At 55.8% G+C, this 20,731-nt stretch carries 17 protein-coding genes; 4 read left to right on the forward strand and 13 right to left on the reverse strand.

Going from position 1 to position 20,731, the window contains the following annotated elements:
• Window positions 1-71: 71 nt before the first annotated feature.
• Window positions 72-887 carry an SDR family oxidoreductase gene (locus tag ACR0NA_RS14930; protein ID WP_480730112.1) on the forward strand — a complete coding sequence of 272 codons (816 nt, stop codon included), beginning with the start codon at window positions 72-74 and terminating at the stop codon, window positions 885-887.
• Window positions 888-1,108: 221 nt separating this feature from the next.
• Window positions 1,109-2,158 (forward strand): adenylate/guanylate cyclase domain-containing protein, encoded by a 1,050-nt coding sequence (locus ACR0NA_RS14935; protein WP_480730114.1) that lies wholly within the window; start codon window positions 1,109-1,111, stop codon window positions 2,156-2,158.
• Window positions 2,159-2,595: 437 nt separating this feature from the next.
• On the opposite strand, the gene ACR0NA_RS14940 is transcribed toward ACR0NA_RS14935, so the two are convergent.
• The 12 genes from ACR0NA_RS14940 to mutM all read right to left on the reverse strand — a co-directional run bounded on the left by ACR0NA_RS14940 (window position 2,596) and on the right by mutM (window position 17,037).
• Window positions 2,596-3,039 (reverse strand): ester cyclase, encoded by a 444-nt coding sequence (locus ACR0NA_RS14940; RefSeq protein ID WP_480730117.1) that lies wholly within the window; start codon window positions 3,037-3,039, stop codon window positions 2,596-2,598.
• A gap of 79 nt (window positions 3,040-3,118) precedes the next feature.
• The gene (locus ACR0NA_RS14945) at window positions 3,119-3,730 is read right to left on the reverse strand and encodes an amino acid synthesis family protein (RefSeq protein WP_480730119.1); all 612 of its coding nucleotides are present in this window, start codon (window positions 3,728-3,730) and stop codon (window positions 3,119-3,121) included.
• 34 nt (window positions 3,731-3,764) lie between these two features.
• Window positions 3,765-4,292, reverse strand: a complete 528-nt coding sequence (locus ACR0NA_RS14950) for a DUF6647 family protein (RefSeq protein ID WP_480730121.1) — start codon at window positions 4,290-4,292, stop codon at window positions 3,765-3,767.
• 181 nt (window positions 4,293-4,473) lie between these two features.
• A complete protein-coding gene (locus tag ACR0NA_RS14955) occupies window positions 4,474-6,099 on the reverse strand; it encodes a winged helix-turn-helix domain-containing tetratricopeptide repeat protein (protein ID WP_480730123.1) in 1,626 nt (541 codons plus the stop codon).
• 257 nt (window positions 6,100-6,356) lie between these two features.
• Complete coding sequence (locus ACR0NA_RS14960) at window positions 6,357-7,511, reverse strand: flavin monoamine oxidase family protein (RefSeq protein WP_480730125.1); 1,155 nt, start codon at window positions 7,509-7,511, stop codon at window positions 6,357-6,359.
• Between the two features lie 376 nt (window positions 7,512-7,887).
• Entirely contained in the window at window positions 7,888-10,305 is a 2,418-nt protein-coding gene (gyrB, locus tag ACR0NA_RS14965) for a DNA topoisomerase (ATP-hydrolyzing) subunit B (RefSeq protein ID WP_480730127.1), read from the reverse strand.
• Between the two features lie 106 nt (window positions 10,306-10,411).
• Window positions 10,412-11,509 (reverse strand): DNA replication/repair protein RecF, encoded by a 1,098-nt coding sequence (gene recF, locus ACR0NA_RS14970; protein ID WP_480730129.1) that lies wholly within the window; start codon window positions 11,507-11,509, stop codon window positions 10,412-10,414.
• A 54-nt stretch (window positions 11,510-11,563) separates the two neighbouring features.
• Entirely contained in the window at window positions 11,564-12,685 is a 1,122-nt protein-coding gene (gene dnaN / locus ACR0NA_RS14975) for a DNA polymerase III subunit beta (RefSeq protein WP_480730131.1), read from the reverse strand.
• Window positions 12,686-12,909: 224 nt separating this feature from the next.
• Window positions 12,910-14,295 carry a chromosomal replication initiator protein DnaA gene (gene dnaA / locus ACR0NA_RS14980; protein WP_480452808.1) on the reverse strand — a complete coding sequence of 462 codons (1,386 nt, stop codon included), beginning with the start codon at window positions 14,293-14,295 and terminating at the stop codon, window positions 12,910-12,912.
• A gap of 546 nt (window positions 14,296-14,841) precedes the next feature.
• On the reverse strand, window positions 14,842-15,105 hold the full coding sequence (gene rpsT / locus ACR0NA_RS14985; protein WP_170656721.1) for a 30S ribosomal protein S20: 264 nt from the start codon (window positions 15,103-15,105) through the stop codon (window positions 14,842-14,844).
• Between the two features lie 237 nt (window positions 15,106-15,342).
• On the reverse strand, window positions 15,343-16,119 hold the full coding sequence (locus tag ACR0NA_RS14990; protein ID WP_170656723.1) for an enoyl-CoA hydratase: 777 nt from the start codon (window positions 16,117-16,119) through the stop codon (window positions 15,343-15,345).
• Window positions 16,120-16,185: 66 nt separating this feature from the next.
• On the reverse strand, window positions 16,186-17,037 hold the full coding sequence (gene mutM, locus ACR0NA_RS14995; RefSeq protein WP_480730138.1) for a bifunctional DNA-formamidopyrimidine glycosylase/DNA-(apurinic or apyrimidinic site) lyase: 852 nt from the start codon (window positions 17,035-17,037) through the stop codon (window positions 16,186-16,188).
• Between the two features lie 86 nt (window positions 17,038-17,123).
• Here mutM and ubiE point away from each other — a divergent pair, with 86 nt between their 5' ends.
• A complete protein-coding gene (gene ubiE, locus ACR0NA_RS15000; protein ID WP_170656727.1) occupies window positions 17,124-17,876 on the forward strand; it encodes a bifunctional demethylmenaquinone methyltransferase/2-methoxy-6-polyprenyl-1,4-benzoquinol methylase UbiE in 753 nt (250 codons plus the stop codon).
• A gap of 3 nt (window positions 17,877-17,879) precedes the next feature.
• The gene (gene ubiB, locus ACR0NA_RS15005; RefSeq protein WP_480730141.1) at window positions 17,880-19,409 is read left to right on the forward strand and encodes a 2-polyprenylphenol 6-hydroxylase; all 1,530 of its coding nucleotides are present in this window, start codon (window positions 17,880-17,882) and stop codon (window positions 19,407-19,409) included.
• A gap of 91 nt (window positions 19,410-19,500) precedes the next feature.
• Here ubiB and ACR0NA_RS15010 read toward each other — a convergent pair whose 3' ends face one another.
• The gene (locus ACR0NA_RS15010) at window positions 19,501-20,676 is read right to left on the reverse strand and encodes an acetyl-CoA C-acyltransferase family protein (protein WP_480730145.1); all 1,176 of its coding nucleotides are present in this window, start codon (window positions 20,674-20,676) and stop codon (window positions 19,501-19,503) included.
• Window positions 20,677-20,731 lie beyond the last annotated feature (55 nt).

Raw genomic sequence — 20,731 nt, forward strand, 5'->3', positions numbered from 1 at the left:
CACTTCCCCACATAATCCAAGCACCACCCATACGCACAGAACTCAACTCGCGTGAACAAACGGAAACGAAAATGGCACAGACAATTTTGATTACCGGGGCTTCAACCGGTATTGGCAAGGCAACCGCAAGGCACTTCCAAGCTCAGGGCTGGAATGTCGTCGCCACTATGCGGAAACCCGAAGATGGTGCAGAGCTGGCCGCTTTGGACAACGTTCTGGTGACGCGTCTTGACGTAACCGATACGGCGTCCATCGAAGCTGCGGTTTCAGTCACCCTCGACGAGTTTGGCGGAGTTGATGTTCTTCTGAATAATGCGGGCTACGGAGCTTACGGTCCGCTGGAAAACTTCGACATGGACCGTATCCACCGTCAGTTCGACACAAACGTCATCGGCCTTCTGGAAGTGACCAAAGCGGTTCTGCCTCAAATGCGCGCCCGAAAATCCGGCACCATCGTCAATATCAGCTCTATCGGTGGGCAAATGACCTTTCCGCTTGGCACACTCTATCACGGAACCAAGTTTGCTGTCGAAGGCATCTCTGAGGCTCTGCACTATGAGCTGGAGGCCATCGGAGTAAAAGTGAAGATCGTGGAACCGGGCATGATTGCGACGGACTTCTCCGGGCGTAGCTTTGATTTTGCCAATGAGCCAGCCATTGAGGAGTATCAAGGTGTCGTAACCGCCGTAATGGGGTCTTTCGCAAATCAGGCGTTCCCGCCGTCCCCTCCTGAAGTCGTGGCAGAAGTGATCTGGACGGCAGTGACCGATGGCACCAAAACTCTGCGATATCGCGCAGGGCAGGATGCCGATTTCGTGCTGACCAATCGGAAGGCTGCTGACGATGCTACCTTCATCGGTGGCATCAAAGAGCAGATCGGTTTGTGAAAGAAAACGGGCAATCGAATCTGCTAAGAAAGAGTGCCCCCAGCTTTGCTGGCCGGGGCACTCCCAAAATCCAGCGCGGACTTAACGCAGTAACCATAGCTCCCGGTTGGGTTTCCAGGGAAGTCGCCAGATATTTCGTTTACTGGCGCATTTTTTATTTCCTTGCGGGTGTCACTCACGGTCTGTCGATACTGTTTTTCCTGGACCGGGAAGTTTGGCTCATGGCCTGGTTCAACGTTGGCAGCGTCATCGTTTTCACAACATGCATGCTGCTTTTGTATCGGGGATGGTTCCGTTCGGCCTATTGGTTCGCACTGGCCGAGCTTGTATCCCACGCGATAGTTGCGACGATTTCTGTCGGCACCGAGTTTGGTGCTCTGGATGCAATTCTACTGGTTCTCGTTCTGCTTTATGTGCAGCCTTTTTATCCGCTGATATTATCCCTGGTTCTTTCTGCGCTCGTTTTGGCGGCAGCCGTGTTCACACAGGAGTACATGCTGACCCATGCGCCCCTTTATCCCCATTTTCAGGTCACGCCCGGGGATCTCGCTATGCGGGTCGTGACATGGCCAATGTTGATGCTGGCGATGGTAGTGCCATTCATTCGAGCGGCCTCAAAGGCGGAAAAAGAGCTTGAGATTGCGCATGACGAAAGCGAGCGCTTATTGCACAACATTCTGCCCGTGACTGTCGCTGACAGGTTAAAGGCCGGAGAAGATCAGATCGCAGACGAACATTCGCGTGTGGCTGTCATGTTTGTCGATATCGTTGGCTTTACTGAAATGAGCCGAGGTCAGGCACCGGCAAAGATCGTCGAGTTCCTGAACAAGTTCTTCGTGGCGGTTGATGATCTCATCGAACTACACAACGCCGAAAAGATTAAGACTATCGGTGACGCGATTATGATCACCGTCGGTGCGCCGACACCTCATCCCAACCCGGAAGACGGGGCCATGGATCTTGCGCGCGGCGTACTGGCCGCTGCAAAAAACTTTGATCGACCTGACACCGGCAACCCTCTTGTCGTCCGGATCGGATTGCATTCCGGCCCTGCCGTCGCTGGCGTTATCGGAAAAGCAAAGTTTGCTTATGATATTTGGGGCGAAACGGTAAATATAGCGGCGAGAATGGAAAGTACCGGCGTTCCCGGTACAGTTCAGGTTTCGGAGGATTTTGCGTCACGGTTGACCAGAACTTTCGAATTTGAGGAACAGCGAAGTGTCACTGTTGCCAGTAGCGATATCGATGCGTGCATATACCGGTTTGAGTAGCGTCTTGGATTCAAAAAACACGCCTGCCTCGAAACGTGCGGGTAATGCCTTTCAGCTATCCTCATACAACAGGCAGAGTTGTCTCTGCTTAAGTAATTCCACAGTGTGCTCGCTAGAAATCTTGCGCTGCATTTGCGCATAAGCTTGCGCGGCTCGCGGTACGCATCTGCTACTTCTGCAAGCGCAACAAACTGAGGCTGCGCGACGTTCAGGGCATCGGCGAAGCGCCGAACCCACTCCTGTGATCCTCTACGTGTTTCACTGGATGCTTCCCGCGAGCCGTCAATAACCGAAGTGGATGCCCTTGCCAGGTGAACGAGGTCTGCCATTAGCGGACATTACAATAACAGCTTTGCAGATTCCGATATTCGGACAAAGTAGTTATTTGAGCGAAGCGATCTTTGAGTGTGGATTTAACCGCAGCTTGATCCAATGCGCTATTCAACCAGACCAAGTTGTCGCGCAATCGTGGCGCTGTCATAGTAATCTCGGCCCTCGACCACCATCCCGTCCTTAACGCGCATCACCGAGCAATAACGGACTTCGGCCCGCCTTCCTGTTGGCGGGAAATCTCCGAGGCTTGAACGCAGCGTCCCGGTGTGGGTGCCCGTGTTTCGGAACTCAACAGTAGCCCACTCGCCGCATTGGCTAACCACGACATTCTCAACCTTGCACAGCCCATCGGGGAATGCCTCGCGCCAGCGGTGGTAGTCTGCTTTGTATGCTTCCTTTCCCAGAAGTTTCTCGCCACGCGCGATGTCCTCAAAGTCACAATCCTCGGCAATTACGGCTGCGCCTCGGTCCGGGTCACGCAAATCCCAGGACTCATGAAATTGCCGAACTATTTTCTCTGTGGGGTGCATTACTTTGATACCTCTCATCTAAGTCCGGAAAGTGTTTACACACGTCCCCACCGATACTTCGAAGGCCGCTCATCGGAAGTGTATGACTGCAAAACTACTATGTTTTGACGGGTCCGCTTCCGCATCTCGGGATAGGACGGCCGCGATCAGCATATGCCAAAAGCATGACTATTTCATCGGGACGAGGCCCATCCGGCACACAAAGTGTCATTGTATCGAAATGATCGAAGGACCAGGGGTTGTCCTTGTGACCTAGTGGCAAATCGATTGAAGTCCCAGCCGCTCCAATTTTGACGTTGGATGGAATGACTGCTTCGCCACCACCTGCTGCGGCCCGCATCGGAGCGCCGAGCCTGGGATGTATGACTGCGCCGCCGTGCTCCATATCTCCTGAAACCCCAACAATCGCAGCCTTTCCATAAGATACTGGCGGACCGTTAAGCTGCGACACTGCTTGTTCAGCGAGTTGTTGCCCAAGCTCAGCCCCGATTTCAAAAAGCGGAGTGAGGTCAGCGTCGAAACGGCCCGCCATCGGATTCGGAAAAACTGCCGCAGCCGCAACGCGGCACACCGCCTCACATGGCTCACCGAAGGCATCAGACGTTATGTGCTCTCGCACTATGACAATTTTGCGCGTCTTGACCATGGATGCCCCCATTTTCCTAGATGAGGCATAGTGCTGACAAATCGGCTGCTCGTCGACTTCCAATTTTCCCGTTTAATGCAGAAGATGTTACGCGATGTCAGTCGGGATGGAAGTCGCGTGGTGCGCAGTTTGCCGCAAGCACGATAGCGATCCAATTCACATCCAGCGCTAGATTGAACTGGTTCAGCCACTTTTCTTGTAGCTGATATGCTGGATGTTCCATTGCACCTAGGCACGTCCAGTTCGCTGCCGACTGCCGGTGGTGTATTATCTCATGCAGTAGCACAGACTGGTCGTTTAGATTTTCGACGCTCCATGGATTTATCAGAGTGATCGTTGCAGTATCGGGATCATAGAGCCCACGAGTTTTGCGCCCTATGGCCATTGCTGGCTCATTCGCGTCTACAGCGGGCAGGCTGTCAGCAAATATTACATTCGGTGCGTTTTTGCGCCTTGGCAAATCTGTTTCACGGTCAATCCACGATTCCAGTGCTTCAACAACATCGGGCGGCAATATTGACTGACCTTTGCCACCATGAGGCATAAACGAAACCACGACCAAAATGGCTGTCAGAAATACAACTTTCTTTCCAAACCTACCCATGACAGCCACCCCGCGGATCATCTGCTTTCGCGACCTGCAATGAAACTGCGCCATGCTGAAGCAACGTCGCGTATATGATCGCGGATACCCGCAACCAATAGGTTCGGCGATCGAGAGTGTCGTGAGATCAGCGTGAAATTGGTCTGAAATTTGTATGAGAAATGGCGGAAGTACCGCTTTCAGGTTAGTTTCTTTAAGCTGATCAAGAGCCGTAGGGCATGCCAGCCAAACGCATAGCGTCAGCCCACCGCTCCATCTTGGCCGGGTCCCGCCAACTCTCACCAAAAAATTCTATCTCTTCTGCAACCGTCCGTCCGGGGTTTGCTTTCCTGAAACGTTGCATCGTCTTTTTTGCAGCCTCGGTATCCCCACTGCAAATCTGAAGCGCTGCAAGGACCCTGAGGGCGTTATTCGATATGCTCGGCATCCGCGTCATCGTTTCCAAGCCATCATCACACTGCCCGGCACTCCACTGAGCCCAGCCGAGCTGGTGGAAATACCAACCAGGCGTAACCGGATCGAGATTGATTGCTTTCTCAAGAAGCGTGATGGCCTCTTCTTCCCGACCTAAGAACACCAATGCATCCGTCGCGCCAACCATCACTAGAACGTCGTTTGGGTTCAATTCACCCGCGACCGAATATCGTACAACCGCTTCTTCCAGTTCCCCTGCGGCGATGTGCACATCTGCCCGCGCAACGTGGGCCAAATGATATTCTGGGTCGAGCGACAGAGCCTTGTCGGCAAGGGCCTCGGCTCGTGCTAATTTTTCGCTCCTCGGCAAATCTGGATCAACCTCATTTGACCAGAGGTCGCGCCAGTGAACCCACGTCAGGCCAATATAGCCAAATGGCGCAGTTGGGTCATTTTTGACGGCTTCGTCAAACAGATCACGCGCTGCCAATGTTCCCGCAACTGTGTCCTGTTGAAAGTGCTGCATGCCCTTGATGTAGCTGTGAAGTGCCCCGACCGCTTCGCTTCCCCCCCTCAATGGGGGCTTGCGGGTTACTTCGCGTCCGACTTTGTTGGTGACTTCGCGTACAATCCGATTTTGCACATCAAACAGATCGCCGATGTCCGATTCATAATCTTCAGCCCAGACATGCGTCCCATCGTTTCCGTTTATGAGTTGGACTGTAATCTTGAGCCGATTGCCTGCCTTTTGCTTGCTGCCTTCGATCACGTAGTCGGCGCGCAGCTTGTCAGCTATTTCCGAAATTCCAAGCCCGCTGTCGCGGAAACTGAAACTGGAGTTTCTGGCAATGATCGCGAGCTCGCGGTATCGCGACAACTCCGTCAAGAGACCTTCTGCAACACCATCTCCAAGATATCCGCTGTCTTCACTGGCGCTCAAATCATCAAATGCCAGCACTGCGATCCTCGGAGGCCCACCCGCCTGAGATGTTGGCCACATCAGCCAAACTACAACCGCAATAGCGGCTACAATCACCGTGCCCGCCGCTGCAACCTGTATCCGATAGTGATGCTGTCGAAAGGTTGGCTGGTCTGCTTCTAGGCAATATCCCCTTCCAATATGTGTTGTCAGGAGAGTTTGTTCACGATCCCGAATTGCGCGCCGGATTTCTGCAATACACTGCGTAAGGTTCTCGTCCGATACAGTCACATCCGGCCACACGGATTCGAGAATTTCTGACTTCGTCAGGACGTGGCCGCGTCTTTTGGCAAGACACGCGAGAACTTCCAAGCTCTTGTTCCGAAGTTTGACCCGATTGCCGGACGCGTCCAACAGATCGTGAGATTGCACATCGAAACGTAGATCACCAATTTGAACTGTGGAGGGTTTAACCGCGATATCATTCTCGGTCATGGCAGCCACCGGCAAGCATCTTGGAATAACGTAATAAGACTATACTGCATTCCGTATGCCGCTGCGCCTGCTTTGCAAAAATTCTGGGTATGGTGTTCCGTGTTGACGCCTTGCGAGTGTGACGAACTGCGTGCTTAGCGTTCGGTGTGACCGTTCTTGGTGTTCAACTCGATTGGCAGGCATCCCAGCTCAAACCGGAGATTCCAGTTTCCAAGCCGCGCTATGAAATGGAAATTTAACTAAGGCCGCAGAACTTACTATGTCTGAAGAAGGAGCGACACGGCGTTGATCGCGGAGAATGCTGCACCGTGAACTGTTGACTGAGCATCCCCGCCAAGTGCCTCTCCTGCAAAGAAGAGTTTGTTCGATACAGGCCGGAGAATTTCATCTATGTCCGAAGTACCTTGATTGGACATAGAATAGCTACCTCCAATGAACGGCACCTTGGACCAGTTGAGCGCTTGTGTCGAAACGAAGCTGTCGCGTACGGCTTTACCAAAGATCTCAGTCAATTCTCGCAGGACGTCTTGCACCAATTCCGAGTGGTTCATTTCAGAGCGCGGAATTGCTGTGTCCCAAGCCGTAAACAACCCCAGCAGGTTCTCATCCGTCGGTTTTCCAAAAGCAGCGTCGTAGTAGATTTTTTCGGACCAACCATTGGAAAGCACGCTCCTTCGAGATCCTTCAAACAGTATGTCAGGGTAAAACCGCTCGCGGAATTTCATGAAGACCTTGAACCCGACGCCAAATTGAAAATCACGCAAGTTCTCGAGCCTTGCGTTGACGTCGGCTGAGGAGGTCACGATTTGCCCCTGTTGCAACATGGAGATTGGTGCTGTGACAAGCACTTTATCTGCATGGAATGTCTGTCCACGATGTGTCCGAACTTTGATGCCGTCGCCATTCAAATCGACATAGCTAACTGGCGTGTTCAATCGAATATTGTTTTTGATCCTTGCTAATACGAAGCGTTCAAAGAACCCATACCAGGTCGTATCGTAGAACTTGACCTCGGCGTAGGCATGCCGAAGCAAGTCAAAATCGCGCAACCGCCCGTTGTGCCAGAATCGGTAGGTTTCGGGCCGATACTCAAGTGTACCAACACCAAGCGTGTCTGGGCCTCGGCCTATGATTTCACCTAAGACCGTAGGTTCATCGTGGATCCATTCTGCACCAAGGTCCAACGGGACATCAGCAAAATTCGAGAGGCGTCGGATTCTACCTCCCCAGCGGTCTGATGCTTCAAGTATATGCACATCGATACCAGCGCTCTTCAGATGATATGCCGCCGTCATCCCAGCGGCACCAGCCCCTACAACAATTACGCGTTTGGGTTGGCGAGCTCGCAAGACAGTTGGGCTTGTTGCCACAAACGCCAGAGACGCGGTTGCGAATTTTCTTCGGTCAATCATTTTAGGACCATCACACCTCAGCAAAGCGCTGGTCAATCATCGTCAAACTATGCCCAACGTTCCACAATCTATAGACTATGCTTGGAAACCCGCAGCAGTTATCAGCAGACATTCACAACTAGACTTTGCAGATTTCAAAACGCGGGCTAAGCCAACATAGATCTGCCGAGGCAGCTCTGTAACTCGGACGCAAAATACGGTGCTTCAACCAAATCCAAGGAACCACTGAATTATGAACGCGTTCGCTAACCGTATGGACTACGCCATAAACTGATCAAATTCATCGGTATGGCAGACAATCGCGTAGCGCAAAACCATAGGTGCACTACGCAAATTTATGGGGTGTGCGACGTGATGTGCGCGCACCTACACCTGCTTAAAAATCCAGATTTTCCACACTTAGAGCGTTTTGCTGGATAAATTCACGGCGAGGTTCGACCACGTCGCCCATCAGCTTGGTGAACAGGTCATCGGCATCAACCATATCGTCCACGCGCACCTGAAGCAGTGTCCGCGCATCCGGGTCCAGTGTGGTCTCCCACAGCTGGTCGGGGTTCATCTCGCCCAGCCCCTTGTAGCGCTGTAGGGACAAGCCTTTTTCGCCTTCGTCCAAGATCGATTTGAGCAGGGACAGAGGGCCATGGATGACCTGGGTGCGGTCCCGCCGGATCAGAGTTGCCGGGGTGTTGTAAACCTCTTGCAAGCTTTGGGTGAAGCTGCCTGTCTTGCGTGCCTCACCGGACCGTAACATAGGTCCGTCCAATGTGCGGACTTCTTCTACGCCCCGCAGAATACGCGCCAGCCGAATACCGTGATCCTGAGTGATCCGGCCTTGCCATCCGCGTTCATATTCCAGCGCAATCAAATCCAGCCGGGCGGCAACTTTGTCCGCCACACCCTGCAGGTCCGTATCCACGGCGCCAGGCACAAATGCACCTGCAACAGCCGCCTGTTCCAGAATATGACGCGGATAGTGGGTCGGGAAGGCGTCCAGCACGCGCTTGAGCTGCCGCGCTTCCTCTACGACACGTGTCAGATCCTGACCAACGATCTCTTCGCCGGAACCAAGTTTTAGCACGGCACCCTCGACCCCCTGATGAATCAGGTAGTCATCCAGTGCCATCTGGTCCTTCAGATAAACTTCGGACTTGCCGCGCGAAACTTTGTACAGGGGCGGCTGCGCAATATAAAGGTATCCGCCTTCGATCAGCTCCGGCATCTGTCGGTAGAAGAACGTCAACAACAGCGTGCGGATATGCGCGCCATCCACGTCTGCATCGGTCATGATGACGATCTTGTGGTAGCGCAGTTTTTCGATGTTGAATTCGTCGCGTCCGATCCCGGTGCCCAGCGCCATAACCAGGTTGCCGATCTCCTGGCTCGACAGCATCCGGTCAAACCGGGCGCGTTCCACGTTCAGGATTTTACCCCGCAACGGCAGAACGGCCTGCGTCCGTCGGTCACGACCCGTTTGCGCTGAACCGCCAGCCGAATCCCCCTCGACCAGAAAGACTTCGGTTTTGGAGGGGTCCTTTTCCGAACAGTCCTTAAGTTTGCCCGCCAGATAATTCACATCCATTGCCGTTTTACGGCGTGTCAGTTCCCGGGCTTTACGCGCAGCCTCGCGCGCCAGTGCGGCTTCGATGATCTTGCCGACGATTGTCTTGGCTTCGTTGGGATTTTCCTCGAACCATTCAGCCAGCTTTTCGTTCATCAACCCCTCGACCGCCGGGCGTACTTCGGACGAAACCAGCTTGTCTTTGGTCTGGGACGAGAACTTTGGATCAGGTACCTTGACGGACAGCACACAGGTCAGGCCCTCGCGCGCGTCGTCGCCGGTGAAATTCACCTTTTCCTTCTTGGCGATGCCGCTTGATTGCGCATAATTGTTGATAGTTCGGGTCAATGCGCCCCGGAATCCGGCCACATGTGTTCCGCCATCGCGCTGAGGGATGTTGTTGGTAAATGGCAGAACCGTCTCATGATAGCTGTCATTCCACCACATGGCGATTTCAACGCCGATGTCGTCGCGTTCACCCTTGATATAAATCGGCTCGGGCATCGCTGCGGTTTTGGAACGATCGAGATATTTGACGAATTCCTTGACCCCGCCCTCATAGAACAGCTCGGTCTCAAGCCGTTCGGCAGGGCGTTCATCAATCAGGATGATCCGGACGCCCGAGTTCAGGAAGGCTAGCTCCCGCAAACGTTTCTCGAGTGTATCGAACGAATATTCCAGATTCGAGAACGTATCGGTCGATGCAAGAAACCGTACTTCGGTGCCGGTTCGTGTGCCGCATTCCCCGACGATCTTGAGGTGTTCTGCGGTCTCGCCGCGTTCAAACCGTGCGACATGTTCATTACCATTGCGCCAGATGCGCAATTCCAGCCATTCGGACAGCGCATTGACGACCGAGACACCCACACCGTGCAGGCCGCCCGAGACCTTGTACGAGTTGCTGTCGAATTTTCCGCCAGCATGCAGCTGGGTCATGATGACTTCGGCGGCGCTGACACCCTCTTCGGCATGGATATCCACCGGAATCCCGCGCCCGTTGTCGCTGACGGATACGCTGGAATCGGCGTGAATTTTGACGGTCACATGATCGGCATGGCCGGCCAGAGCCTCGTCAATGCCGTTATCGACCACCTCATAGACCATGTGGTGCAGGCCCGAGCCATCGTCGGTATCTCCGATATACATGCCGGGGCGTTTGCGAACCGCCTCCAACCCTTTGAGAACCTTAATAGAATCAGCACCGTATTCTTGGTGTGCCTGTGTGTCGTCGGACATGCCGTCAGTACCTATATTATTTTGGTAACTTATACGTTCTCTGGTGGGGATTGTCACGCGATCCCCCCAGATTTTGTGTGTTCAGGCGTGCAATTTCAGACGGAATTCAGATAGGTGAAACTTGCGACGTGCCAGAGGCTTCCGTAACCTCCAGAACCTGTGCCCGATCAGCTAATTCTGAAAACAGTTCGGGCCCGGTTCCCGTCATCCAGGCCTGCGCACCCAATGCGCAGATTTCGTCATACAGCGCCGCCCGTCGCCCTGCGTCCAGATGGGCAGCGACCTCATCCAGCAGCACGATCGGCGGCGCGCCCTGTATCTGCGCCAAAGCCCGAGCATTGGACAGGATTAGCGAGACCAACAGTGCTTTTTGCTCGCCGGTCGAACAGTCCTTTGCAGGGATTCCCTTCGCGGCAAACACACCATAAAGGTCCGAACGATGAGGCCCGACCAGACTCCGCCCGGCAGCAAGATCGCGAAACCGGCTCTCTGCCAGCGCTTCCCGCAGATCGTCCGCGGATTCGGGCATCGTACCTTCGGTTTGCGTCAATTCCAGTTCAGCCGAGGGAAACGCTGTTTCGGCCTGATCCTGCGCGGCCCACAGATGGGTCAGCGCCGCTACGCGGGATGTGTGGATTCGATTGCCTGCCTCAGCCATCTGGCTTTCCAGCGCGCTGTACCAATGCGCATCGCGCACCTGTTCCTTCAGCAAACGGTTACGCTCACGCATGGCCTTTTCATAAGTCAGCGATGCCTCGGCATGGGCCGGATCAAAGCTCAGCGCGATTCTATCCAGAAACCGCCGCCGTCCTTCCGCCCCTTCGATCCAAAGCCTGTCCATGGACGGGATCAGCCAGACAACGCGGGCCAGTTTGCCCAATTCGATCTGACTTGCTGCTTTGCCATCGATTCGAACCTGCCGCGCCGCACCACCCTCGGACCAGGTTTCGATTTCATATAACTGGCCTTGCGCATTCAGCAACCCAGTCAGCTTCCAGCCCACAGCCTCCGGTCGCCGGGTCATTTCGGCAGCACTTGCCCGCCGCATACCCCGACCTGGTGAAAACAGAGAAACCGCTTCCAGAATGTTGGTCTTACCGGCCCCGTTCGGGCCATGGATGGCCACCGGACGGTGATCCAGAGAAAGCCGCGCCAGCTTGTGCGAGCGAAAGTGAGAGATGGTCAAAGAGGTAAGCGCCAACATACCTCTTTTCCTCTTGCCAGAAATATCCCTGCCGGAGGCATCGCCGTCAGGCGATCAAACGCGCATCGGCATGACCACATAGACGGCGCTCTGGTCGTTACCTTCACGCATCAGGGTCGGATCACCGGCCGAATTGAACAGGAATACCGCGTTCTCACGGTCCACCTGCGAGGCGATCTCGAGCAGATACTTGGCGTTGAAACCGATTTCCAGCCGCTCATCCCCATAGGCCACGGCCAACTCTTCCTCAGCCGCACCGCTGTCGGGCGCATTTACCGACAATACCAGCTTGTCACCTTCCAGCTGCAGCTTGACCGCCCGCGACCGCTCGGACGAAACGGTCGCAACGCGATCCACGGCCTGAGCGAATTCAGCCGCATCCACCTCGAGTTTACGGGTATTGCCCTGCGGGATGACGCGCGTGTAGTCGGGGAAGGTTCCGTCGATCACCTTGGATGTCAGTGTAATGTCAGGGGTAGCAAAGCGTACTTTTGTTTCGCTGACCGAAACGGCGATGTCCATTTCATCGTCATCCAGCAGCTTGCGCAGCTCTCCCACGGTTTTGCGGGGAACGATTACGCCTGGCATATCTGCAGCGCCATCGGGAAGATCAGCATCGATCCGGGCCAGCCGGTGCCCATCCGTCGCGACACAGCGCAGAACCTTGCCACCTTCCGCACCATCAGCCACATGCATATAGACGCCGTTCAGGTAATACCGCGTCTCTTCCGTCGAGATAGCGAATTTCGATTTGTCGAACAGGCGCCGCAGCAGGGCTGCGGAAGCGGTGAAGTTCGACTGATATTCCGAGGACGCCATGACCGGGAAATCCTCTTTCGGCAAAGTCGCCAGAGAGAAATTCGACCGTCCTGCTTCAACAGTCACCCGGCCCGCAGCAGTGTCTGCATTCAGTGTGACCAAAGCACCATCCGGCAGTTTGCGCACAATTTCATGCAGCGTGGTCGCCGCCACCGTCGTGGCACCAGCGCGTTCGACTTGGGCCGGAGCCTTGTCGACGACTTCGATATCCAGATCGGTCGCCCGGAACTGCACCTGATCGCCTTCGGCTTCAATAAGCACATTGGCCAGTATCGGGATCGTGTTGCGGCGCTCCACAACGGATTGGGCCTGCGACACGGCCTTGAGAAGGGTGCCGCGTTCGATGCTGATCTTCATACCCTCAATTCCTCTGACATGAGTGCTTACATGGGCGGGACTGGCAAGTTAGCGGTTCAGCCCTGAGGCACAAGGATTTTTTACGGATTTCTGGGTTGGAATGCACAAACCGTCAAGGGGCACGTGGCCCATGGGGCACAGTTCTGATGTAACCGTGGGCATTAGCGCACATGAAAAAGCCCCGAACGCAGGGCTCGGGGCGATTGGGGTTCGATGCGGTGCCCTCAGGCTTCCAGCGCGCGACGCAGCATCTCTACGTCTTCGGCGATCTGGCCGTCGGTCAACTTGAGTTCCTCAATGCGTTTGACGCCATGCATGACCGTGGTGTGGTCGCGCCCACCAAATCGGCGGCCGATTTCCGGCAGGGACCGGCTTGTCAGTTGCTTGCACAGATACATCGCGACCTGCCGGGGACGCGCGTAGGACCGCAGGCGTTTGGGGCCAATGATGTCGGAAAGACGGATGTTGTAGTATTCGGATACCTTGCGCTGAATCTCTTCGACGGTGATCTTGCGCTCAGATGCGCGCAACACGTCCGCCAGACAATCCTGCGTCAGTTCCATGTCGATCTCGCGACCAACCAGCGACGCAAAAGCGAACAGGCGGGTCAGGGCACCTTCCAGAACGCGGACATTGGTTGAGATGCGGTGGGCCAGAAATTCCAGCACGCCATCGGCGATTTTCAGGTCCGGATAGGTGCTGCCATATTGTTGCACCTTGTTTTGCAGGATGCCGAGCCGCAATTCGTAGTCCGTCGGATGCAGGTCCACGACCAGACCGCATTGCAGGCGGGACTTAACGCGGTCTTCCAGATCCTTGATCTCGCCCGGGGCGCGGTCGGCCGAAATGATGATCTGCTTGTTCTGGTCAACCAGTGCATTGAACGTGTGAAAGAACTCTTCCTGCGTCGAATCCTTGCCTGCGATGAACTGAACGTCATCAACCATCAACACGTCGACCGAACGGAACAGATGCTTGAAATCCATCATTCGACGTTCACGCAGGGCCTGAACAAAGCGGTACATGAATTGTTCCGCCGACAGGTATAGGACGTTCAGCTCCGGTCGCTTCGTCTTCAGCTCCCACGCAATCGCATGCATCAGGTGAGTTTTACCCAGACCTACGCCACCATAGAGAACCAGCGGATTGAAAGTGACCGGTCCGCCTTCGGATACGCGCCGCGCGGCTGCATGCGCCAGTTCGTTGGGCTTGCCCACGACGAATGATTCGAATGTAAAACGCGAATCCAGAGGCGCAGCCTGTAGCGACTCAAGAGCTCCATTCGCAGCCTCGGCAGGCGCGGCAACGGAATTTGCCGGTTCTTCCACTGGCGTGGGGTTTGCAGATTTGGCTGGACGTACCGGAGAATTGGCCGCGACCCGAAACGCCAGGCGCTGTACCGCCTCACCAGCTGTATTCAGTTCATAGAGAATCAGGTCCGCGAAGTTCTGACTGACATAGTTGCCCATAAAATTGGTCGGAACCGAAAATACGGCCACACCATCCTGAAGTTCCTGAAATTCGAGTGGTTCAATCCAGGTGGTGTAATTGTTGCGACCAACGGTCTTGAGCAACTTGTTACGAAGCTGTCCCCATTTCTCTTGTGTCATCTAGCGCCTCACGCATCCCATTCATTTTGGCCTTTGGCCTTATTACTGGCTTCCGGTTACCCGGTTGGGATTCACTCACACATAGATAACGGTTCACCAAAACGCGGTTTTGGCGGTGTCATCTCTGGTTTCGTGCTGCATTCCGAAATCCATAGCATTCCCCGAAAAAAATCGGGGCGCACCCGGAATCCGAGTTGCACACGACAATCTCAATTTTCGACAGGGCCAAGGTAATCGGGATATCCCGAAACCCGCAGCAGATCGGCAAACCGGTTTGTACCGGCTGACGACATTCGTCCCTGAACTACCCGATGCCCGTCAGGATGATCCAAGGACAGCCTGTCCCCCCAAGCGAGTGAATCGCTGAGACAGTGGTAGCAAGACCCGGCACGGCGCGGCAACGAAACTCTGATGTTGACTCGGGTCTTTCCGGGAAAGAATCTCTCGCCTTTGTGAAGGCGCGGCATTCTGGCAACAGCAAAAAAGGCGCTGCCTGATGCAACGCCTTTTTTATTCAGAATCGGTTTTGAGTCAATTGACCCTAGGTCAACCCAGTGCTTTCACGCGGGCTGCCAGACGGGACACCTTGCGAGATGCCGTGTTCTTGTGGAACACACCCTTGGTTACGCCGCGCATCAGTTCGGGCTGTGCCGCACGCAGGGCAGCGGTTGCTGCTTCCTTGTCGCCGGATTCGATTGCTTCTTCAACTTTGCGCAGGAAGGTACGGATGCGCGAACGACGTGCTTTGTTGACGGCGAAACGCTTCTCGTTCTGACGGGCGCGCTTCTTTGCCTGGGGCGAATTTGCCATTGTGTCTCTGACCTTTGTTTATGTTCGGTTCGGTTGTCTTCGGTTCGCGTGACGGACAAGGCCGCACCGGATCAGGGATCACGGGTGTGATTCTGGCCAAAGCGGGCCGCACGCGCATGTATAGCGGCGCTGATTAGCCAAGTTTGGGAAGATTGCCAAGCTGATTCTTTTCCAACCCGGATACGGCATGAAAAAGGCGGGCCAATCCCCGCCCTGTTTCCAGCCATCCGATCCGGATTACTTGTCGCGGAACTGGGCTGCCCGTTTTTCCAGAAAGGCCGCCATGCCCTCTTTCTGGTCCTCGGTCGCGAACATCGAATGAAACACGCGGCGCTCAAACAGCATGCCTTCGCTCAGCGGCAGCTCAAAGCTGCGATTTACGGCTTCTTTTGCGGCCATTGCAGTAATCAGGGATTTTTCGGCAATCTTCTGAGCTTCACCCACTGCCTCGTCCACCAGCTTCTTGGCAGGTACGACGCGGCTGACCAGACCCGAGCGTTCCGCTTCTTCCGCGTCCATGTGGCGCCCGGTCAGGTTCATATCCATCGACTTGGATTTGCCGACAAAGCGGGTCAATCGCTGACTGCCGCCCATTCCGGCAATGACGCCAAGATTGATTTCGGGCTGACCGAATTTGGCAGTGTCGGCAGCAATGATGAAATCACACATCATCGCCAGTTCGCATCCGCCACCCAGTGCATAGCCACCTACCGCAGCAATGATCGGCTTGCGGATCGCCGCGATCCGGTCATTGACATCCGCAAAGAGGTTTTCATTGAACACCTCAACAAAGCTCTTTTCGGACATCTCTTTGATGTCAGCGCCCGCAGCAAAAGCCTTGTCCGATCCGGTGATGACGATGCAGCGCACTTTGTCGTTTTGGTCAGCCTCTTCCAGTGCGGTGCACAGTTCACCCAGAAGCTGAGTGTTGAGTGCGTTCAACGCATCCGGCCGGTTCAGTTTGATTAGGGCTACGTGGTCTTCAATGTTGACGATGATCGTCTCAAAGGCCATGGGGTCTTAGCTTTCGGTTGTTCCGTTCAGGTACGATTCCTTATCACGGGAAAAAGTTGGATCAAGCTATCTTTGGCATTGCGCGCAATAGAAGGATGAGCGACCGGACTGAGTGATTCTCTTCACCGTTCCGGTGCACCCGGCGGTGCGGCAGGGCTCTCCCTCGCGGCCATAAACATCAAAGCTGTGCTGAAAATATCCAAGTTCTCCATCTGCTTGCCGGAAATCACGCAGGGATGAACCACCTGCATTAATGGCGTCCTGCAACACCTGCCGGATGATTGGAACCATATTGGCGACACGGTGTTCGGAAATCTGTCCAGCCTTGCGACGTGGCGACACTCCGGAGCGATAAAGGGCCTCGCAAACGTAGATATTGCCCAGACCGGCAACGATTCCCTGATCCAGAAGCGCAGATTTGACCGGAGTATTTCTGCCCCGGAACGCATCAATCAGGTGGTTTTCGTCAAATTCGTTACCCAACGGCTCTGGCCCCAAAACGGCCAGCAGCCGGTGCGCCTCGGCTGTCGCGGTCTGCAGCAGATCCATCGCCCCAAAGCGGCGCGGGTCGTTAAATGTCACGCGGGCACCGTTGGCCATATGAAACACAACGTGGTCGTGTTTGGCGGGTTGCGGATGGTCATGAACGAATTGCCCCAGCGGGTCTCCGGACACGGTCATGCGCCCGGACATGCCCAGATGGATCAGCAACGTTTCACCGCTGCTCAGATCCGCCAGAATGTATTTCGACCGCCTGCGCAGCCTTTCGACCCGCTGCCCGGTCAGCCGCTCCGCCATCCGTTCGGGAAACGGCCAGCGCAGATCGGGGCGATTCACTTCGGCCCGCTCGATCAAAACGCCCTCCATGGCAGGGGTCAGGCCGCGTCTTACTGTCTCGACCTCGGGCAATTCCGGCATTACACGGCTCCTATTCCAATGGGCCGCATTGTGCCCCGGTTCCAGCGCCCTATAACAGAGGCGAAATTCAAGCAACGGCAAGGCCAATGTCCGACAACAACGACAAGACCACACATTTCGGGTTCGAAACCGTGCGCGAGGCCGAAAAGGCAGGCCGGGTTCAGGGCGTTTTCAATTCCGTGGCCTCGAAATACGATGTGATGAACGATGTCATGTCGATGGGCATCCACCGGGTCTGGAAGGATGCGATGATGGACTGGCTGGCCCCGCGCCCCGGTCAGCGCCTGCTGGACGTGGCGGGCGGTACCGGGGATATCTCGTTCCGGTTTCTGAAACGTGCGGGCCATGGCCACGCCACCGTTCTGGACCTGACCGAGCCGATGCTGATCGAAGGCCGCAAACGCGCGGATGCCGAACAGCGCGCAGACAGTCTTGACTGGGTGGTGGGCGACGCGATGGCGCTGCCGTTCGAAGACAATACCTTTGACGTCTACACGATCTCGTTTGGCATCCGGAACGTAACCCGCCCGCAAGAGGCTTTGAACGAGGCGTTCCGCGTACTCAAACCCGGCGGCCGCCTGATGGTGCTTGAGTTCAGCCAGTTGCCGAATGACGGGCTGCAAAAACTTTATGACCTTTACAGCTTCAACGTGATCCCGCGCATGGGTCAGATGATTGCGGGGGATCGCGACAGTTATCAGTACCTCGTGGAATCTATCCGCAATTTCCCAGATCAGGATACGTTCCTGGGCATGGTCCGGCAGGCGGGTTTCGAAAACGCCAAATACCGCAACCTCAGTATGGGCATCGCGGCCCTGCATTCTGGTTGGAAGATCTGACAGATGCGCGGACCTCACAACATCATCCGTCTGATCCGGACGGGCGCCACGCTGGAGCGTACGGGCGCCATGAACGTGGTGCTCGACGCTTTCGAAGCCCCGCGCGCCATTCGTATCCTTGCCCACGCGCTGGGCAAGCCTTTCCAGTGGCTGGGCTACAAGGGCGATCCGGAGATGCCGCCCGCAACCCGCGCCCTGACCGCCCTTGGCCCGGCATACATCAAGTTCGGGCAAGTGCTGTCCACCCGTCCCGATGTGGTTGGTGACGAACTGGCCGAGCAGTTGCGCGTGTTACAGGACAAGCTTCCGCCGTTTTCCAAAGCGGAAGCCATGGCCGAGGTCGAAAAGGAACTCGGGCAGCCCGTCGATGACATGTTCGAAGAATTCAGCGACCCGATAGCAGCAGCCTCGATTGCTCAGGTGCACCGCGCAAAACTGTCAGGCACCGGCGAATACGTTGCGGTCAAGGTTCTCCGCCCGGGGATCGAGCGCGCCTTTCGCAAGGACGTCGACGCCTTCTACTTTGCGGCCCGCATTGTCGATCTCTTTGCTCCGGGCGCGCGCCGCCTGCGTCCAATGGACGTGATCGAGCATTTCGACGGCGTTGTACGGGGCGAGTTGGATCTGCGTCTGGAAAGTGCAGCAGCATCCGAATATGCCGCCAACACCAAGGATGACAGTGGGTTCTGGCTGCCACCGGTGATCTGGCCGCTCTGCGCCCGCCGGGTCATGACGCTCAGCTGGGCTGACGGAATTGCGCTGGGTGACAACGCCGCCCTGGATGCTGCAAACCATGACCGCCGCGATCTGGGAGAGCGCGTGCTGCGCCTGTTCCTATTGCACGCCCTGCGCGATGGGTATTTCCACGCTGACATGCATCAGGGCAACCTCAAGGTTGCGGCCAACGGTGACATTATTGCCTACGACTTTGGCATCATGGGGCATATCGACGAATACACGCGCCGGGTCTATGCGGAAATCCTGTTTGGCTTTATCCGGCGCGACTACAAACGCGTAGCCGAGGTGCATTTCGAGGCAGGATACGTACCCGCCGACAGAGATGTGGATGAATTCGCCCGTGCCCTGCGCGCTGTGGGCGAACCGATCTTTGGTATGGATGCCTCACACATCTCGATGGGTCGCCTGTTGAACTATCTGTTCGAAGTGACCGAACGCTTCGGTATGGAAACCCGGACCGAGCTGATTCTGCTGCAACGCACAATGGTTGTCGTCGAAGGCGTGGCGAGATCCTTGGATTCACATATCAATATCTGGGAAGTCGCCCGGCCCGTGGTCGAGGATTACATCAAGCAATCCATCGGTCCCCGCGCCGCCATCCGGGATTTCAGCAAGACCGCACTGGTTCTGGCCCGCTTTGGTCCGCGCCTTCCCAGTCTGGTGGAGAACGCCCTGATCGCGCAAACGCACAAAACCGAAGAGACCCCCTCCAAAATTCCGGTGGGCGTCTGGACCGCTCTGGCCGGCGCAGTGTTTGGCGGGGGGATTGTTCTGCTGGTCGGAATGGCGTTCTGATCCACCCCTTCATCTGGCCAGAAATACTCTCAGTGGAAATCGCGCGAACCGCGCGTTGGGGGGCAGACAGCCCCCCTTTGCGAATTAAGTTTCACAACCGTTCGATGGCAATCGCGATACCCTGACCGCCACCTATGCACATCGTGATCAGACCTTTTGAACCACCGGTGCGTTCCAGTTCGTACAGCGCTTTGAGAGTGATGATCGCGCCTGTCGCCCCCACCGGATGACCCAGTGCGATGGCGCCGCCATTCGGGTTCACTTTGGACGGATCAAGCCCAAGCTCCTGATTTACAGCCAGAGCCTGAGAAGCAAATGCCTCGTTGCTTTCAATTACGTCGAAATCGTCAACGGCCATGCCTGTTTTGGCCAACAGGTTCTGCACCGCCGGAACCGGTCCGATGCCCATGACCTCGGGGCGAACGCCCGCATGGGCATATCCCAAAACGCGCGCTTTGGGTTTCAGACCGGCCTTTTCCGCCGCTTCTGCTGTCGCCAGAACCATAGCGGCGGCACCATCGTTGATGCCCGATGCATTTCCTGCCGTCACCCGACCGTCTTTCTTGAAAACCGGCCTCAGACCAGCCAATGCCTGAGCAGTCGTTGCCTTGGGATGTTCGTCGACCTTGAAATCAACCATATCCCGTTTGACCTTTACCTGAACCGGCGTGATCTGACTGTCAAAGTAGCCTGCCTCGGTCGCTGCTGCCGCGCGGGTCTGGCTGGTCAGGGCAAACTCATCCATCTGCTCGCGGCTGATCTGGTGTTCGTCGGCAACGTTTTCGGCCGTGACACCCATGTGTCCTGTACCGAACGGGCAATTCAGCGCGCCAAGCATCATGTCCAGCGAGGTCACATCGCCCATCTTCGCACCCCAACGCGACTGCGTCATGATGTACGGGCTGCGCGACATGCTTTCAGCGCCACCAGCCACAGCAAACTCGGCGTCACCCAGCATCAGCGACTGGACTGCCGATACAATGGCCTGCGCGCCGGAACCGCAAAGACGGTTCACATTCATCGCCGGGGTTCCGTTCGGGATGCCTGCCTGCATCGCAGCGACGCGCGACAGATACATGTCCCGCGGTTCCGTATTAATGACATGCCCAAAGACCACATGGCCGATCTGACCACCTTCAACGCCCGAACGTTCAAGGGCCGCTTCGGTCGCCACAGTTGCCAGATCAATGGGTGCGGTGGATGCCAGAGCGCCGCCAAAGGTACCGATTGCGGTACGTGCCCCGTCCAGAATTACGATATCGGTCATATTTCACTCCTCCTGAGGTTGGGTGCATTATGCACCTGCGGCATAAACCTGTCTC

The organism is Ruegeria sp. C11 (assembly GCF_056537725.1).

What these genes read in the sequence shown, in the direction of transcription:
- ACR0NA_RS14930 (WP_480730112.1), top strand. Translation starts at nt 72, where the DNA reads ATGGCACAGACAATTTTGATTACCGGGGCTTCAACCGGTATTGGCAAG.
- ACR0NA_RS14935 (WP_480730114.1), top strand. Translation starts at nt 1,109, where the DNA reads ATGGCCTGGTTCAACGTTGGCAGCGTCATCGTTTTCACAACATGCATG.
- ACR0NA_RS14940 (WP_480730117.1), bottom strand. Translation starts at nt 3,039, where the DNA reads ATGAGAGGTATCAAAGTAATGCACCCCACAGAGAAAATAGTTCGGCAA.
- ACR0NA_RS14950 (WP_480730121.1), bottom strand. Translation starts at nt 4,292, where the DNA reads ATGATCCGCGGGGTGGCTGTCATGGGTAGGTTTGGAAAGAAAGTTGTA.
- ACR0NA_RS14955 (WP_480730123.1), bottom strand. Translation starts at nt 6,099, where the DNA reads ATGACCGAGAATGATATCGCGGTTAAACCCTCCACAGTTCAAATTGGT.
- ACR0NA_RS14960 (WP_480730125.1), bottom strand. Translation starts at nt 7,511, where the DNA reads ATGATTGACCGAAGAAAATTCGCAACCGCGTCTCTGGCGTTTGTGGCA.
- gyrB (WP_480730127.1), bottom strand. Translation starts at nt 10,305, where the DNA reads ATGTCCGACGACACACAGGCACACCAAGAATACGGTGCTGATTCTATT.
- recF (WP_480730129.1), bottom strand. Translation starts at nt 11,509, where the DNA reads ATGTTGGCGCTTACCTCTTTGACCATCTCTCACTTTCGCTCGCACAAG.
- dnaN (WP_480730131.1), bottom strand. Translation starts at nt 12,685, where the DNA reads ATGAAGATCAGCATCGAACGCGGCACCCTTCTCAAGGCCGTGTCGCAG.
- dnaA (WP_480452808.1), bottom strand. Translation starts at nt 14,295, where the DNA reads ATGACACAAGAGAAATGGGGACAGCTTCGTAACAAGTTGCTCAAGACC.
- rpsT (WP_170656721.1), bottom strand. Translation starts at nt 15,105, where the DNA reads ATGGCAAATTCGCCCCAGGCAAAGAAGCGCGCCCGTCAGAACGAGAAG.
- ACR0NA_RS14990 (WP_170656723.1), bottom strand. Translation starts at nt 16,119, where the DNA reads ATGGCCTTTGAGACGATCATCGTCAACATTGAAGACCACGTAGCCCTA.
- mutM (WP_480730138.1), bottom strand. Translation starts at nt 17,037, where the DNA reads ATGCCGGAATTGCCCGAGGTCGAGACAGTAAGACGCGGCCTGACCCCT.
- ubiE (WP_170656727.1), top strand. Translation starts at nt 17,124, where the DNA reads ATGTCCGACAACAACGACAAGACCACACATTTCGGGTTCGAAACCGTG.
- ubiB (WP_480730141.1), top strand. Translation starts at nt 17,880, where the DNA reads ATGCGCGGACCTCACAACATCATCCGTCTGATCCGGACGGGCGCCACG.
- ACR0NA_RS15010 (WP_480730145.1), bottom strand. Translation starts at nt 20,676, where the DNA reads ATGACCGATATCGTAATTCTGGACGGGGCACGTACCGCAATCGGTACC.